The following is a 16,727-nucleotide window of genomic DNA, read 5'->3' as shown; positions in this document are numbered from 1 at the left end:
GGCCGGGTGCTGATTCTCACGTACGGAAAAGACGTGATGGGCTCCTCTTTGTCCACACGTGCGGTGTTAGTTTTCTGAGCTGATCTGGCGAGTCAAGAAGGCGAGCGACTGAGGTTATGGGCCGAGCGGAAGAGCGGCGGGCCCGGCAGCGCGGTGCGCGCCGGACCACGCAGAAGAAGGGCGGGCGGATACGCAGGCTCTTCACCTGGAAGAAGATGCTCGGCACCTTCTTCGGTCTCGTCCTGCTCGCGATGGGCGGCTTCTACATCATCTATCTGATGACGCCGATCCCGGAGGCGAACGCCCAGGCGCAGCTGCAGAGCAACGTCTACAAGCTCTCCAACGGCAAGATCATCGCCCGTACCGGACAGCTCAACCGTGAGGTCGTCGGGCTCGACAAGATCCCCGAGAAGGTCCAGCTGGACTTCGTCGCCGCCGAGAACATGTCCTTCTACAAGGACTCCGGCGTCGACTTCAAGGGCACCGCCCGAGGCCTGCTGAACACCCTCTCCGGCAAGGGCAAGCAGGGTGGCTCGACCATCACCCAGCAGTACGTCAAGAACTTCTACCTGAGCCAGGACCAGACGGTCACCCGCAAGCTCAAGGAGCTGGTGATCTCCCTCAAGGTCGACCAGAAGTACGACAAGAAGGAGATCCTGGCCGGGTACATCAACACCAGCTTCTACGGCCGCAACTCCTACGGCATCCAGGCCGCGGCGCAGGCGTACTACGGGGTGGACTCCACCAAGCTGACCATCGAGCAGGGCGCCTATCTGGCGGCGCTGCTCCAGGCGCCCAGCCAGTACGACTGGGCGGTGGCCACGGAGACCGGCAAGAAGCTGGTGACCAACCGCTGGAACTACGTCCTCGACAACATGGTCAAGATGAAGGAACTGGACGCGGCCCAGCGGGCGGCGATGAAGTTCCCGGTGCCGATCGAGCCCAAGCCCGACCCCGGCATGGAGGGCCAGACCGGCTACATGGTCCGGGCCGCCAAGGACGAGCTCGTCCACAACGGCATCAGCGAAGCGGATCTGGCCAAGGGCGGCTGGACCATCACGCTCAACATCGACCCCAAGAAGCAGCAGCTTCTTGAGGGTGCGGTGAAGCAGGAGCTGACCAGCAAGCTGGACAAGAAGAAGAAGAAGGTCGACCAGGACGTCCAGGCGGGCGCCGTCTCGGTGGACCCGAAGACCGGTTCGGTCGTCGCGCTGTACGGCGGCGAGGACTATATGAAGCACCAGATCAGCAACGCGAAGACGGCCACCTACCAGCCCGCCTCAACCTTCAAGCCGCTGATCCTCGCCGCCGCGCTCAACGACAAGGCCGAGACGCAGGACGGCAAGGAGATCCGGGCCGACACCATCTACAACGGCGACAACAAGCGTCCGGTGAAGGGCGAAGGCGGCGACAGCTACGCGCCGCCCAACGAGGACGACCAGAGCTACGGCCCCATCACCGTCCAGACGGCGATGAACAAGTCCGTCAACAGCGTCTTCGCGCAGATGGGCGTGGACGTGGGGCTGACGAAGCTGCGGGACACGGCCGTCGCGCTCGGCCTCAACCACATGAAGGGCGTCGGTGCCCATCCCGCCATGACCCTGGGCTCGTACGGCGCGAGCCCGATGGAGATGGCCGGCGCGTACGCCACGCTCGACAACCACGGCAAGAAGGTCACGCCGTCCATCGTCAAGTCGGCCCAGCACAAGACGGCCAAGTACAACAGGCCGGACCCGATCGGCGACCAGGTGGTCAGCCGTGACGCGGCCGACGCCGTCACCTCGGTGCTCACCGGCGTGGTCGACGACGGTACGGCCAAGAAGTCGGTGCGGGACGCGTCCAACCGCGACGGTCAGGCGGTCGCGGGCAAGACCGGCACCTCCGACGACAACAAGTCGGCCTGGTTCACCGGCTACACGCCCTCGCTGGTGACCTCCGTCGGCCTGTGGGGCGAGGCCGCCGGGCCGCGTACGGTGAAGATCGACGGCAAGGAGACCACGGTCGGCAAGGGCGGCCAGGTCTCCCTCAAGGACGTCGCCGACATCGACGGCCGGGTCGCCGGTGGCTCCATCCCGGCCCGGATCTGGGCCGCGTACACCTTCGACGCGGTCGGCAGCGGTGACGCCGAGTTCGACCTGGACACCGACCAGGGCGCGGCCAAGCAGCCGGACGAGCCCCCGGTGACCACGCCGTCCAACACTCCGTCCAACACGCCCTCGCACACCCCGTCGCACCCCCCGACCCGGACGCCGTCGCACCCCCCGACCCACACCCCGACGCGCACGCCGACGACCGGCGGCACCAACGGCACCCCCACCAACGGGGGCACCACCACCGGCACGGCCAACGGCGGTACGACGACCGGCACGGCCAACGGCGGTACGACGACCGGCACGGCCAACGGCGGTACGACGACCGGCACGGCCAACGGCGGTACGACCACCGGCACGGCCGACGGCGGTACGACCCAGGGCACCGTCCAGGGCGGCGGCAACACGCCGTAGCCCACGCCTGTGACACGCACGTCGGCCCCCCACCCGTCAGGGCGGGGGGCCGACGCGTTGGCGGGGCGGCTCAGCCGCCCTCTACCGCCTTGGCGACCCGGTCGCCGATGCCCTTGTCGACATTGCGCCAGTACTGGAGCGCGCGCTCCAGGACGGGCCTGCTCACGCCGTCCTTCAGATGGCCCGCGATGTTGGAGACGAGCCGCTCGCGCGCGGCGTCGTCGAGTACCTGGCGCACCTGGGTGCCCGCCTGGCCCCAGTCGTCGTCCTCGCGGTGCAGCCTGTAGGCCTCGCGGACCATCTCACCGGCCGTCTGCCATCCGGCGGGGTCCCCGAAGCTCTCCACGGCCGCCGCCGGGCCTCCGTGGGAGTTGGGTGCGTACGGCGCCCCGGCGCGGGACGGCTCGTAGCGCATCGGCCCGTCCTTCGCGTACGAGTTGACCTGCGAGCGGGCCCGGTTGGGCGGCAGCTGCGCGTAGTTGGGGCCGATCCGGTAGCGGTGGGTGTCGGGGTACGAGAAGAGCCGGCCGAGCAGCATCTTGTCGGGGGAGGGGCCGATGCCCGGCACCATGTTGGACGGCTCGAACGCGGCCTGCTCGATGTGGATGAAGTAGTCGTCCGGGTTCCGGTTGAGCGTCATCCGCCCGACCTCGATCAGCGGGTAGTCGCCGTGCGGCCACACCTTGGTGAGGTCGAACGGGTTGAACCGGTAGTCGGGGGCGTCCTCGAACGGCATGACCTGGATCTTCATCGTCCAGCTCGGCGCGTTCCCGGACCTGACCGCGTCGAACAGGTCGCGGCGGTGGACGTCGGTGTCCCGGCCCGCGAGGTCGTCGGCCTCGGCCTGGGTGAGGTACTCGATGCCCTGGTCGGTCTTCAGGTGGTACTTGATCCAGAACTTGTCGCCGCCGCCGTTGATCCACAGATAGGTGTGCGAGGAGTAGCCGTTCATGTGGCGGTAGGTCTTCGGGATGCCCCGGTCGCCCATCAGCCAGGTCACCATGTGCGCCGACTCGGGGGACAGCGTCCAGAAGTCCCACTGCATGTCGTGGTCGCGCAGCCCGTTGTCCGGGCGGCGCTTCTGCGAGCGGATGAAGTCCTGGAACTTCATCGGGTCGCGTACGAAGAAGATGGGGGTGTTGTTGCCGACCAGGTCATAATTGCCGTGTTCGGTGTAGAACTTGAGCGCGAAGCCGCGCGGGTCGCGCCAGGTGTCGGGCGAGCCCAGCTCCCCGGCGACCGTCGAGAAACGGGCCAGCATCTCGGTGCGCCGCCCCGGCTGGAAGAGGTCGGCCTTGGTGAACTGGCTGACGTCATTGGTCACTTCGAACGTGCCGTACGCGCCCGAGCCCTTGGCGTGGACCACGCGCTCGGGGACCCGCTCCCGGTTGAACTGGGCCATCTTCTCGATGAGGTAGTGGTCCTGGAGCAGGATCGGGCCGTCGGAGCCGACGGTGAGCGAGTGCTCGTCGCTCTCCACCGGGACTCCGGCGTTGTTCGTCGTGTAGGGCTGAGTGCTCACGAGCGTCCTCCCTCAGCGGGGGATGACCCCCATCGGGAATGGGTGGGGTCGCTTCGTCCATGAGCCAGTCAACTCCGCCGACGGGGTGTCGGCAACATCTGGATCCCGTCCAGTCCTGGGCCGGGTATCGGGCCGGCCGCCCCGCCTCAGGGGCGGGTCGCCAGCTCGAACCAGACCACCTTGCCGCCGGAGAGCCGGGTCGCGCCCCACCGTCTGGCCAGCCGGTTCACCAGGAACAGACCGCGCCCGCCCTCGTCGGTGTCCCGCGCCCGCCGCTGCCGGGGCAGCTGCGGCGAGTCGTCGCCGACCTCGCAGCGCAGGACGTCCGTCTTGAGCAGCCGCAGGGTCACCGGGCGCTCCGCGTACCGCACGGCGTTGGTGACCACCTCGCTGACCAGCAGCTCCACCGAGTCCGTGAGCTCCTCAAGGCCCCAGCGGTGCAGGGCGCGCCGGGCCAGGCGGCGGGCCCGGCCGGGCGCCGAGTCCTCCGGGTCCAGGAACCAGTACGCCACGTCGCTCGGCGCGATCCCGTCGAAGCGGGCCGCGAGCAGCGCGATGTCGTCGTCCCGGTCGCCGGGGCCCAGCATGTCCAGGACGTCGTCGCAGAGCGCCTCAAGGGGCGGCGGGTGGTCCGGGCCGGTCAGTTGGGCGGTGGCGGCGAGGCGCTCGCGCAGCTGCTCGATGCCGGTCCACACGTCCCGCAGCCGGGACTCCACCAGGCCGTCCGTGTACAGGAGCAGGGTGGCGCCCGCCGGGGCGTCCAGCTCGACCGCCTCGAAGTCGACCCCGCCCACGCCGATCGGCGCGCCCGGCGGCACCCGCAGCACCTCGGCGCGCCCGCCCAGGTGCAGCAGGACCGGCGGCGGATGTCCGGCGTTGGCGATGGTGATCCGGTGGGCGACCGGGTCGTACACCGCGTACAGGCAGGTCGCCATCCGGTCGGTGCCGAGCCGCTGGGCCTGCTCGTCGAGGTGGTGCAGCACCTCCTGGGGCGGCAGGTCGAGCCCGGCCAGGGTCTGCGCGGTGGTGCGCAGCTGGCCCATGATCGCGGCCGAGGTCATCGAGTGGCCCATGACGTCGCCGACGACGAGGGCGACCCGGCTGCCGGGCAGCGGGATCGCGTCGTACCAGTCGCCGCCGACCCGGGCGGTCTCGGCGGCCGGCAGATAGCGCGAGGCCAGCCGCACGCCGGTCGGCTGGGGCAGCGAGTCCGGCAGCATGGTCCGCTGGAGCTCGTCCGCGATGTACGCCTCGCGTCCGTACAGCACGGCCTTGTCGATGCCGAGCGCGGTGTGGGTGGCCAGCTGGGCCGCCACCAGCAGGTCGTTCGCCTCGAAGGCGGGCCGCTCCAGGCCGCGTACGAACACGGCGGCGCCGATCACTCGGCGCCGGCCCCGGAGCGGGGCGAGTATCGTCCGGTGGCCGCCCGGGACCGGGCGGTCGGGGCCGAGCAGCTCGGCCAGGGCGAGGCGGGCGGGCACGGAGTCGCCGAAGACCGGCCGCACCCCGCGCAGCACCTCGGCGAGGGCGCCGCCGGTGCGGACCTCGCAGAGCTCGGCGGCCGGCGTCAGATCGGTCTGGGCGTTCAGCAGGGACAGGGCGTCGATCGCCTCCGGCTCCTGCAGGGACTCATCGACTAAACGCAGCCGGTCGGTTCGGCGCAGCCGCAGCACGAAGGGGCTGGCGGGCCGCTCGTCCCCGACCGGAAGCGGGTCGCGCAGATGCACGAGTATCGCGTCCGAGAAGGTGGGGACGGTGGCCCGGCACAGCCCGAGCACGATCTCGTCGAGGTCTATGCCGCGCGCGATCCTGCGGGTCGCGGCGCCCACGAACCGCAGCCGGTCGCCCTCGCGGCGGGCCACGGCCGCACTGTCCCCGCCGCCGGGGACCTCGCCGCCGCTGCCGGCCCCGGGAGCGCCGGAGGCCGGCCCGCCGGGCACGCCGGCGCCCGGGGACTCCGAGGGGCCCCGTCCGGGCGGCACCCCCATCGCGCTCGCGGTCGCCGCCGCGCCCAGATCCCGGGCGAGGTCGCGCGAGCCCGGCTCGGGCTGGCCGGGCACGGACGCGGTGGCCGCGCGGGCCTGGCCCCGCCGGGCGGCCGGAGCCGTGGCCTGGGGGGCGGGCGCGGGGGAGTGCGCGGCGGAGCCCGCGCCCGGCTCGTCCGGGCGCGGCCGGGCCGCCTCAGGAGGCCGGGCCAGCTGCTCCTGGTGCCGGCTCTCGTGCGAAGTGGGCTGATGCTCCGTCACGCGTCGGGTTCCGTCCGTCCGGAGTGAGACATCCACCGTGCTGAAAGCAGGGCGAGGATGCGCGAGGCAGTCGCTTCGTGCGGTATACCCGCTCCACGGGCGGCCGCGACACCCCTCACGTCCCGACCCCCCTTGAGGTGACATACGGTCAATTTGCGCCCTGGGTTCCCTCGTTGTCGATGCGCAGCCTTGCGGAGGACGATCCTACGTTTGAACCCCGGGGGCGCATCAAGGGTCTCACGACGGCATATGCGCCGGGGTGCGATCCCAGTCCGCCGGGAGCGCGGGAACCGGCCACCGCGGATCGGGCCGCCACTCCTCCCACCCGTCCGAGAACGGCCTGCCCCACGCCCGGATCACCTCGACCGCCGCCGTCCCGGCCGCCCGGACCCGCCGGGCCTGGGCCGCGTCCATCAGCCCCACCCGCTGGGCCTGCGCGAACTCGTCCTCGTCCCGCCACTGCCAGGTGCGGTCCGGGTAGACGGAGATGTCGAGAAAGTGGTCCTCGGAGTCGATCCCACCCGACCACCGCGTGCGCGGCTCCTCCAGGTTCACGTACCAGCTCCTGAAGCGCCAGCCCCGCTCCCAGAACAGCCAGACCGACCAGGGGTCGCCGGGGCGCGCGAGCTTGAGCACGCCGGTGCCGAACCAGCGCGCGCGCTCCGTGGTGCGCGGGGCGGTGTAGCGGGTGGCCAGCGGCTCCTCGTGGACGGGGGTGCCGTCCACGAGCACCGGCTTGACGCACTCGGTGCCCGGCGCCATCCACACGGCGAGCAGCTCGTCTGTGTCCTGGACGACGGTCACCGGGCGGCAGATGTGGACGCGGCTCTTCGGGCCGGGGGCATTGCCGCGGTAGCGCCAGAGGATCTGGTCCCCCGGCGCCCAGTGGTTCATGCCTCCGGTACCTGTCATGCGCAGATCCTAGGAGCACGGTCAAGACCGCGCTGCGACCCGCGTCACGGCCGCGGTCACCGCCCGGTCGTCGCGCGGGCACCGGCACCGCCCGCGCCCGCGCCTCAGGGCCGGGTCATCCGCAGCACGTCCAGCGCCTCGTCCAGTTGCGCCTCGGTGAGGTCGCCGCGCTCCACGTACCCGCCCTCCAGGACCACTTCGCGGATCGTCCTGCGCTCGGCCAGCGACTTCTTGGCGACCTTCGCCGCCTCCTCGTACCCGATGTACTTGTTGAGCGGGGTGACGACCGACGGCGAGGACTCCGCGTACTCCCGCGCCCGCTCGCGGTTCGCGGTGATCCCGTCGACGGTACGGTCGGCGAGCAGCCGGGAGACGCCCGCGAGCAGCCGGATCGACTCCAGCAGGTTCTTGGCCATGACGGGGAGCATCACGTTCAGCTCGAAGTTGCCGGCCGCGCCCGCCGCCGCCACCGTCGCGTCGTTGCCGGTCACCTGCGCCGCGACCATCAGTACGGCCTCCGGGATGACCGGGTTGACCTTGCCGGGCATGATCGAGGAGCCCGGCTGGAGGTCGGGCAGGCTGATCTCGGCCAGTCCGGTGCGCGGACCCGACGCCATCCAGCGCAGATCGTTGGAGATCTTGGTGAGCGAGACGCCGACCGTGCGGAGCTGGCCGGACGTCTCCACCAGACCGTCCCGCGCCCCCTGCGCCTCGAAGTGGTCGCGGGCCTCGGTGAGCGGTAGCCCGGTCGCCCGCGCCACCTCCGCGATCACGGCCGCCGAGAACCCGGGCGGGGTGTTGATGCCGGTGCCGACGGCGGTGCCGCCCAGGGGGAGTTCGGCGAGCCGGGGCAGCGAGGCCCGCAGCCGCTCCACGCCGTACCGCATCGCCGCCGCGTAGCCGCCGAACTCCTGGCCGAGGGTGACCGGGGTGGCGTCCATCAGATGCGTACGCCCGGACTTCACCACGTCCGCGAACTCGGCGGCCTTGCGCTCCAGCGCCTCGGCGAGGTGCTCCAGGGCCGGGACGAGATCGCCGGTGACGGCGGCCGTGGCGGCGACGTGGATGGAGGAGGGGAAGACGTCGTTGGACGACTGCGAGGCGTTGACGTGGTCGTTGGGGTGGACGTCCCGGCCGAGCCGCTCGCTCGCCAGGGTCGCCACGACCTCGTTCATGTTCATGTTGGACGAGGTGCCCGAGCCGGTCTGGAAGACGTCGACCGGGAAGTGCTCGTCCCAGCGCCCCTCGGCGACCTCCGCGGCCGCCTCCTGGACCGCCCCCGCGATGTCCTTGTCGAGCACGCCCAGTTCGGCGTTGACCTTGGCCGCGGCCGCCTTGATCATGGCCAGCGCCTCGATGTGGGCGCGCTCCAGACGCTGCCCGGAGACGGGGAAGTTCTCCACCGCCCGCTGCGTCTGGGCCCGCCACTTGGCGTGCGCGGGGACCCGCACCTCGCCCATGGAGTCGTGCTCGATCCGGTACTCGCTGTCGTTCATATCTCTGAACCTCCTGAAAAAGTTGAGCAGTTGTCTGGTTCTACCTATTCCCATGGAGCCCTACCGGCCAGTAAATACCGGTGGTAACTCATCACCGGGGAGGCGCAATGAGGCGCACCAGGCACAGAATTCGCTGTACGTTCGCGGCCGCCGTGGCCGCGGCGGCCGCGTTCGGGGGCATGACGGCAACAGCCACGGCCGCACCCGCGGCGACGGTACAGTCCACCCCCCTTCCGCCCGAGCTGGAGAAGATCCGCGCCGCCGAGGCGCTCAAGCTGTACGGGGATTCCGCCGAGCGGCCCATGGACCAGCGCAGGACCGGGCTCATCTCGCTCGGCGACAGCGAGATCTCCGGCGAGGGCGTCGGCACCTACGAGGCCGGCACCAACGGCCCCGACAACTGGTGCCACCGGGCGCCCGACTCCGCGATCCACCGCACCGGGATCCCCGCCGACGAGACGTACAACGTGGCTTGTTCGGGCGCGTACACCGGCAACATCCGGATAGGCGGCTCGAAGCAGTACGCGGACGAGCTCGTGCAGAGCGACAGCCTGGCCATCAAGGCCCGCAACACCCGCATCAAGATGGTGCTGCTGGTCGCCGGGGCCAACGACGACCTCCAGTTCGGCCCGGTGATGACCGACTGCGTGGAGCGGTACCTGCTGCTCCAGGGCCCGTGCGAGTCGAAGTACGCGCCCGGCTGGCAGGCGCGGGTCGACGGCCTGGTGCCCAAGGTCGAGCAGACGGTCACCGATCTGAAGGCCGTGATGCGCGACGCCGGGTACGCCGAGGGCGACTACAAGCTGGTCGTGATGGGCTACCCGAGCCCGATCGGCCCCGACTTCCACGACAACCCCGGCTTTCCGGGCAAGCTCGTCTGCGGCGGCCTCGGCTACGACTCCGACACCGTCTGGGGCCGCAACACCGCCGTCCCGGCCTTCGAGCGCGGGATGCGCAAGGCGGCCGCCGACACCGGCGCCGTCTACCTCGACAACTCGCGGCTCTTCAACGGCCACGAGGTGTGCATGGAGGACACCTGGGCGCGCGGCCTCTACATCGATCTGTCCAAGCCCGGCCTGCCGGACTCCAACTCGGTCCGCCAGTCCTTCCACCCCAACTACCGGGGCCACGGCGCCTTCGCGTCCTGCCTCACCCAGATCTACAACTCGGGGCAGCGCGAGGCAAGTTGCGCCGACCCGGCGTCCACCGGTTCGCCGGTGCTCTATCCGCTCGCCTGGGACGACGCGTACCAGCCGCTGAAGAACGCCTCGACCGGCAGCTGCCTGGACGTGAGCGGCGCGTCCAGCGCCGACAACACCGCCGTCATCGGCTGGGACTGCCACGGCGGCCGCAACCAGAACTGGTGGTACGACGGCGCCCGCAAGTCGGTCCACACCCAGCTCACCCAGGACCGCTGCCTGGACGTGCCGGGAGCGAACTACTCGGCCGGGGCCAGGCTGATCATCTGGAACTGCCACGGCGGCGCCAACCAGGAGTTCGTCAGGGACGGCTCCACCCTGCGCCCGGCGGCGGCCGGCGGCCTGTGCGCCACGCTGGCGGCGGCCAAGGACCCGCTGACGCTGCGCCCGTGCGACGGCTCCCCGTCGCAGCGCTTCGCGTAACGACGGCCACCGCATAACCGTCCCCTCCCTTTAGGTTAGGCTGTCCTAACTTACAGGGAGGGGATCGGGCGTGAGCGCCGAGGTCTATCGAGACACCTGGGGCGTCCCGCACCTGCGGGCGGCCGACGCCCGCGAGCTGGCGTACGCACAGGGACGGGTCACCGCCGTGGACCGGGCCTGGCAGCTGGAGGTCGAACGGCACCGGGTGCAGGGCACCACGGCCGCCTTCCTCGGCCCCGACGCGGCCGGCTGGGACGTCTTCGCCCGCCGCGCCCGCCTGGCCGACACCGCCCGCCGGTGCTTCGAGGCGCTGGACGCGGAGACGGCGGACTGGGTCACGGCGTACGTGGCGGGGGTCAACGACGGACTCGCGGAGGGGGCGGGGCCCGCCCGGCAGCCCGGCTTCGCGGAGACGGGCCTGGCGCCCGGCCGCTGGGAGCCCTGGACGCCGCTGGGCGTCTGGCTCTCCACCCACATCCTCTTCGCCGGGTTCCCCACCAAGCTCTGGCGCGAGCGCGCGGTCGCGGCGCTCGGCGCGGGCGCGGTGGAACTCTTCGCCACCGACGGCCCCGGCACCTCCGGCTCCAACGGCTGGCTGGTCACCGGCGAGCACACCGCCACCGGCGCCGCGATCATCGCGGGTGACCCGCACCGCTTCATCGAAGACCCCGGCGTCTACCAGCAGATCCGCCTCTCCTGCCCGGAGTTCGACGTCGTGGGCCTCGCCGTCCCCGGCGTCCCCGGCATCGCCCACTTCGGCCACACCGGCTCGGTCGCCTGGGCCATCACCAACGCCATGGCCGACTACCAGGACCTCTACCGCGAACGCCTGCGCCGCGACGGTCAGGGCGTGGCCGCGCTCGGCCCCGACGGCTGGGGCCCGGCAGCCGTCCACACGGAGAAGGTGGAAGTGGCGGGCGCGGCGCCCGTGACGGTCGAGGTGATCGAGACGGACCGGGGCCCGGTGATCATCGGCGGCCCCGACGCGCCGGATGCCATCAGCCTGCGCCACCCGCCCCGCGTCACCGCCGCCCTCGGCTTCGCCGCGCTCCCGGCGCTGCTGCGCGCACGGACCGCCGACGACGTCGACCGCGCCTTCGACGAATGGGTCGAGCCGGTCAACGTGGTCCAGGCCGCCGACACCCGGGGCGGCCATCTGCACCGCGTGGCGGGCCGCGTACCGCTGCGCCACGGCACCAACCGCGTACGGGTCGTACCTGCGTGGGAGGCGGCCCACGCGTGGAAGGGCTGGGCCCCGATGCCGCGCGCGGAGGTGTCCGGGACGGCCGTGATGGCCAATCAGCGGGGCCTGGCGGCGCCGCTGGGCGTGGAGTTCGCGCCCCCGTACCGCGCGGACCGCATAGCGAGCCTGCTGTCCGGCTCGCACGCGTGGACGCCGCAGCGGATGTCGGCGATCCACACGGACACGGACCTGGCGTCGGCCCGCCCGCTGCTGGGGCTCCTGGCGCGTCTGAAGGACCTCACCGCACAGGCCGACGCTCTCCGGGACGGGCTGACGACGCGCTGGGACCGCCGCATGGAGGCGGATTCGAAGGACGCGATGGCGTACGCGACGGTGCGGGAGCGGGTGGTACGCCACTTGGCCAGGCACCCGTCCTTCGCCGACCTGGCCGAACTCCCGCCCCTGCCCGACCTGTTCCTGCCCTGGCTGGCGCTGACGCCGAGGATCGCGTTCGCGCTGGAGACGATCCTGACGACCTCGATGCTGCCCGAACTCGACCGGGCGGCCCTGGTACGGGCGGCGCTGGAGGAAGTGGCGGCGGAGGGTGTGGAGTTCGGGCCGTGGGGCGAGGCGCACCGGCTCGCGCCGTGGCAGGCGGCGCCGGCGCCGCAGGAGTGGCCGGGTCTGGCGGGCGACCACGACTGCGTCCTGTCCACGAGCAGCGTCCCCGGTCTCACCCACCGCAGCGCCCGGGGCCCGGCCGCGCGGTTCGTCTGGGACCTGGCCCGCCGCGAGGACAGCCTCTGGGTGGTCCCGTTCGGCGCGTCGGGCGCACCGGACAGCCCCCACCACCGCGACCAGCTCCGGCTGTGGGCGGCGGGGGAGCTGGCGCCGGTGGTGACCGACTGGAGCAACCTGAGGAGAGAGACGTCGTACGAGCGCGGTGCCTACGCGTACGAGGAGAAGGTCGCCGGCTTCGGAACGGTCCGGCTGCGCCCGCTGGACCCGTCGGGGGACGCGGACCTGATCCACTCGTGGGTCACCCAGGAGCGGGCCCGGTTCTGGGGGATGCTGGACGCGGACCGCGCGTACGTGGAGGAGACCTACGCGTACGTGGACTCCCTCCCCACGCACCACGCGTTCCTGCTCCTGCTGGACGACGAGCCGGTGGGGCTGTTCCAGACGTACGAGCCGGCGGCGGATCCGCTGGGGGAGTGCTACGAGGTGCGCCCGGGCGACGTGGGCGTCCACATCCTGGTGGCCCCGGCGCTGGGCCCGGCACGCCCCGGCTTCACGGGCGCCCTGATGAGATCCCTGATCAACTACGTCCTCTCCGACCCCGCCCGCCAGCGGATCGTGGTGGAACCGGACGTACGGAACGAGAAGTCGATCGAGCGGATGGTGCGGGCGGGGTTCGTGCTGGGGGAGGAGGTGGAGAAGCCGGAGAAGCGGGCGCGCCTGGCGTTCTTGGAGAGGCCCCCCACCCCGCCCGTTCCCTGAAGCCCTGGGCGGGCGGCCGGGTGGTGGGCCGGGCCGGGCTGCTGGGGGCTACGCCCCCGGACCCCATTGCGGGACTGCGCCCCGGGCCCCTGGTTTGCCCGCGGGCCGGTGGGGGCTGGTCGCGCAGTTCCCCGCGCACCTCAAGGCAGAACGGGGCCCGGCCACACTTCAGCCCCTCCGGCGTACGAGGAGCGGGGGGCAGGGAGCGGAGCTCCCGCCCCTTCAGGGGCGCGGGGCTGTGACATGAGCGGCTCCGCCGCGTGGGCGCGACCAGCCACAGACGGCCCGCAGACGAACGGAGCCAGGGGCGAAGCCCCGCCCAGAGGTCCGGGGCGGAGCCGGAAGCGGGGTCCCAGAGGTCCGGGGCGGAGCCCGGAAGCGGGGTGCAGGGGCCGCAGGCCCCGCGAGGGGGTGCAGGGGCGCAGCCCCGCTCGGGGGTCCGGGGGCGTAGCCCCCGGGAACCCCACCTCCACCCCCACCCACCCCCGGAGGGTCCAGGTGAAGGGGCGGGGTGGGGCCAAGAACCGCTACTGCTGCGCCGCACCCCGTACCGGAATGTTCAAGAACGTGGGCGGCTCAGCCGGCGCCTGGAAGAAGTCGTTGCCCTTGTCGTCGACGACGACGAACGCCGGGAAGTCCTCGACCTCGATCTTCCACACCGCCTCCATCCCCAGCTCCTCGTACTCGACGACCTCGACCTTCTTGATGCAGTCCTGGGCGAGCCGGGCGGCCGGCCCACCGATGGACCCCAGGTAGAACCCGCCGTGCGCCTCGCACGCCCGCGTCACCTGCCCCGACCGGTTCCCCTTCGCCAGCATCACCTTGGAGCCCCCGGCCGCCTGGAACTGCTCGACGTAGGAGTCCATGCGCCCGGCCGTCGTCGGCCCGAAGGACCCGGACGCGTACCCCTCGGGGGTCTTGGCCGGCCCGGCGTAGTACACCGGGTGGTCCTTCAGGTACTGCGGCATCTCCTCACCCGCGTCGAGCCGCTCCTTGATCTTGGCGTGCGCGATGTCGCGCGCCACGACGAGGGGCCCGGTGAGCGAAAGACGGGTCTTCACCGGGTACTTGGTGAGCTCCGCGAGGATGTCGTCCATCGGCTGGTTGAGGTCGATCTTCACCACATCGCCGGACTCGTCGAGGTGCTCGTCCGTCGTCTCCGGCAGGAACCGCGCCGGGTCCTTCTCCAGCTCCTCCAGGAACACGCCCTCGGCCGTGATCTTCGCGACCGCCTGGCGGTCCGCCGAGCACGACACGGCGATGGCCACCGGGAGGGAGGCGCCGTGGCGCGGCAGGCGCACCACGCGCACGTCGTGGCAGAAGTACTTGCCGCCGAACTGCGCCCCGATCCCGATCTTCTGCGTCAGCTCGAAGACCTTCTGCTCCAGCTCCTGGTCACGGAAGCCGTGCCCGGTGGCCGAGCCCTCGGTCGGCAGCTCGTCGAGGTAGTGCGCCGAGGCGTACTTCGCGGTCTTGAGCGCGAACTCGGCCGACGTGCCGCCCACCACGATCGCCAGGTGGTACGGCGGACAGGCGGCCGTCCCCAGCGAGCGGATCTTCTCCTCCAGGAACTTCATCATGGAGGCCTCGTTCAGGACGGCCTTCGTCTCCTGGTAGAGGAACGACTTGTTGGCCGAGCCGCCGCCCTTCGCCATGAAGAGGAACTTGTACGCGCCGCCGTCCGTCGCGTACAGCTCGATCTGCGCGGGCAGGTTCGAGCCGGTGTTCTTCTCCTCCCACATGGTGAGCGGAGCCATCTGCGAGTAGCGCAGGTTGAGCTGCGTGTACGCGTCGTAGATGCCGCGCGAGAGGGCTTCCTCGTCGCCGCCCGACGTCAGCACGTTCTGGCCGCGCTTGCCCATCACGATCGCCGTGCCGGTGTCCTGGCACATCGGCAGCACGCCCGCCGCCGCGATGTTCGCGTTCTTGAGAAGGTCGAGGGCCACGAACTTGTCGTTGGACGACGCCTCGGGGTCGTCGATGATCTTCCGCAGCTGGGCGAGGTGCGCCGGGCGGAGGTAGTGCTGGATGTCGTGGATCGCCTCGGCGGCCAACTTGCGCAGCGCCTCCGGGTCGACCTTGAGGAACGTACGGCCGTCGGCCTCGAAGGTGGAGACACCCTCGGCGGTCACCAGTCGGTAGGGCGTGTGGTCCTCTCCCAGGGGGAGCAGATCGGAGTACGCGAACGCAGGGCTGGCAGGGCGGGAGACGGGGGGCATGTGTACGGCCATTCCTCACTCGGCAGACAGCGGCTGACCTCCATTGGCACAGCGCCCTCAAGCGTATGCCGCCGCCACGCCCCCGCTTCTGTGAGGTAAGGCTCAGTTGCGCCCGGACCCGGCGGCGCGCCCACCCTCGCGTACCCCTAGTCGCGATCTATCGCGTTTCGGTACGCTGACTCCGTGGACCTCGAAAAGCACGACGCCAAGCCGCAGCCCGTGGAGCCCGCCCAGCCCGCGCCCCTGCGCGCCTCCGACGCCGACCGCGACCGGGTCGCCGACATCCTCCGCGAGGCCCTCGCGGAGGGGCGCCTCGACGCGGAGGAGCACGCCGAGCGCATCGACGGCGTCTACCGCGCCAAGACGATGGGCGAACTGGAGCCGCTGGTACGGGACCTGCCCGCGGCGGCCGACGGCGTGCACCGGTTCGGCGCGCCCGCGTCCGCGTCGTCCACGCCCGCGTATGCCACCGCACACGCTCCGGACGAGGCCGTGGGGCCGGTCGCCGCCGAGAGTCTGGTCGCCGTCTTCTCCAGCTCGACCCGCAAGGGCCGCTGGCGCATCGGCCGCCGTACGAACGCGTTCGCGCTCTTCGGCAGCGTCGAGATCGATCTCACCGAGGCCTATTTCGAACAGCGGCTTTCCGTCATCAACGCCACCTCGATCTTCGGCAACGTGGAGGTCCGGGTCCCCGAGAACCTCACCCTGCGGGGCAGCGGCACCGGCATCTTCGGCAACTTCGAAGTGGACACGCTGGAGGCCGAACACCCCGAGGCGCCCGTGGTCGTCGTCAACGGATACTCGGTATTCGGCAACATCGAGGCCAAGCCCAAGCGCGGCAAGCGGATCGCCGACCTCCACGGCCGCCTGCGCAAACACCTCGACTCCTGACGCGTCGCGTCCGCACACTTCCAGTCATCGGCGCACGATCGGAATTCCGGACATCGGAACTCAGTGCATAGGCACGCGCACAGCGGGTAGGGACTGTCGCATCGTCGCTCGCTCGCGAAGCCGTCGTCAGCCGTCGTCAGGAGTTGGCCGTGCTGCATCCGCCGCATCAGTCCCTGCAGGTCGCCGTCGCAGTCCCGCCGCAGTTCGGCCCAGCTCGGGAGGACCAGGCGGGCCCGTGGCACACGGAGGCGGTCTGCCGCCGGGACGAGGCGGGGCTGTTCTTCGCCCCTTCCAAGGAGCCGACGGCCGCGCGCCTGTCGCGCGAGGAGGCCGCCAAGCGCGTCTGCGCCCGCTGCCCCGTCATGGTCGAGTGCCGCGAGCACGCCCTGCTGATGCCCGAGCCCTACGGGGTGTGGGGCGGTCTGACGGCGGCGGAGCGGCGTGTGGTGCTGGCTCGTCGGCGCCGGCGCGAGGTCGAGCTGAAGAAGTCCGCGTCCGCCGCCTGAGGCGCGCGTACGTACGTGAAGGGGCGCCCCCGTCCGCACAACGGGGGGGATCCCTCCCGGGCGCACCAGGTCGGGGGCATCGCCTTGCGGTGGGGGAGGCGGGCCGGGTGTCCGAGGGAAAGGCGG

Annotated in this window: 10 protein-coding genes; 5 read left to right on the top strand and 5 right to left on the bottom strand. The window is 71.5% G+C overall.

The window, feature by feature from the left end; translation table 11 throughout:
• Positions 1-116 precede the first annotated feature (116 nt).
• A complete protein-coding gene (locus tag ACZ499_RS23780; protein ID WP_468677707.1) occupies positions 117-2,504 on the top strand; it encodes a transglycosylase domain-containing protein in 2,388 nt (795 codons plus the stop codon).
• Between the two features lie 70 nt (positions 2,505-2,574).
• Here ACZ499_RS23780 and ACZ499_RS23775 read toward each other — a convergent pair whose 3' ends face one another.
• The 4 genes from ACZ499_RS23775 to ACZ499_RS23760 all read right to left on the bottom strand — a co-directional run bounded on the left by ACZ499_RS23775 (position 2,575) and on the right by ACZ499_RS23760 (position 8,680).
• Positions 2,575-4,026, bottom strand: a complete 1,452-nt coding sequence (locus tag ACZ499_RS23775; RefSeq protein WP_468677706.1) for a catalase — start codon at positions 4,024-4,026, stop codon at positions 2,575-2,577.
• Positions 4,027-4,172: 146 nt separating this feature from the next.
• Entirely contained in the window at positions 4,173-6,272 is a 2,100-nt protein-coding gene (locus ACZ499_RS23770) for a SpoIIE family protein phosphatase (RefSeq protein WP_468677704.1), read from the bottom strand.
• A gap of 237 nt (positions 6,273-6,509) precedes the next feature.
• Positions 6,510-7,184, bottom strand: coding sequence for a cytidylyl-2-hydroxypropylphosphonate hydrolase (gene fomD / locus ACZ499_RS23765; RefSeq protein ID WP_468410681.1), 675 nt, complete (start codon positions 7,182-7,184; stop codon positions 6,510-6,512).
• A gap of 104 nt (positions 7,185-7,288) precedes the next feature.
• Entirely contained in the window at positions 7,289-8,680 is a 1,392-nt protein-coding gene (locus tag ACZ499_RS23760) for a class II fumarate hydratase (RefSeq protein ID WP_468677702.1), read from the bottom strand.
• Between the two features lie 107 nt (positions 8,681-8,787).
• On the opposite strand from ACZ499_RS23760, the gene ACZ499_RS23755 reads away from it, so the two are divergent.
• Entirely contained in the window at positions 8,788-10,302 is a 1,515-nt protein-coding gene (locus tag ACZ499_RS23755; protein ID WP_468677700.1) for a ricin-type beta-trefoil lectin domain protein, read from the top strand.
• Between the two features lie 70 nt (positions 10,303-10,372).
• On the top strand, positions 10,373-12,985 hold the full coding sequence (locus tag ACZ499_RS23750) for a GNAT family N-acetyltransferase (protein WP_468677699.1): 2,613 nt from the start codon (positions 10,373-10,375) through the stop codon (positions 12,983-12,985).
• 527 nt (positions 12,986-13,512) lie between these two features.
• Here the strand turns inward: ACZ499_RS23750 and ACZ499_RS23745 are convergent.
• Positions 13,513-15,204 carry a fumarate hydratase gene (locus tag ACZ499_RS23745; protein ID WP_468410689.1) on the bottom strand — a complete coding sequence of 564 codons (1,692 nt, stop codon included), beginning with the start codon at positions 15,202-15,204 and terminating at the stop codon, positions 13,513-13,515.
• 183 nt (positions 15,205-15,387) lie between these two features.
• Between ACZ499_RS23745 and ACZ499_RS23740 the strand changes: the two genes are divergently transcribed.
• Positions 15,388-16,095 (top strand): DUF1707 SHOCT-like domain-containing protein, encoded by a 708-nt coding sequence (locus ACZ499_RS23740; RefSeq protein ID WP_468677696.1) that lies wholly within the window; start codon positions 15,388-15,390, stop codon positions 16,093-16,095.
• A 149-nt stretch (positions 16,096-16,244) separates the two neighbouring features.
• Positions 16,245-16,601, top strand: coding sequence for a WhiB family transcriptional regulator (locus tag ACZ499_RS23735; RefSeq protein ID WP_468677694.1), 357 nt, complete (start codon positions 16,245-16,247; stop codon positions 16,599-16,601).
• Positions 16,602-16,727 lie beyond the last annotated feature (126 nt).

The sequence above is a fragment of the Streptomyces sp. NPDC031265 genome, assembly GCF_055570295.1.
This window is presented reverse-complemented; position numbering and strand designations above follow the sequence as displayed.

Coding starts and splice junctions, on each gene's coding strand:
- ACZ499_RS23780 (WP_468677707.1), top strand. CDS start 117: ATGGGCCGAGCGGAAGAGCGGCGGGCCCGGCAGCGCGGTGCGCGCCGG.
- fomD (WP_468410681.1), bottom strand. CDS start 7,184: ATGACAGGTACCGGAGGCATGAACCACTGGGCGCCGGGGGACCAGATC.
- ACZ499_RS23760 (WP_468677702.1), bottom strand. CDS start 8,680: ATGAACGACAGCGAGTACCGGATCGAGCACGACTCCATGGGCGAGGTG.
- ACZ499_RS23755 (WP_468677700.1), top strand. CDS start 8,788: ATGAGGCGCACCAGGCACAGAATTCGCTGTACGTTCGCGGCCGCCGTG.
- ACZ499_RS23745 (WP_468410689.1), bottom strand. CDS start 15,204: ATGCCCCCCGTCTCCCGCCCTGCCAGCCCTGCGTTCGCGTACTCCGAT.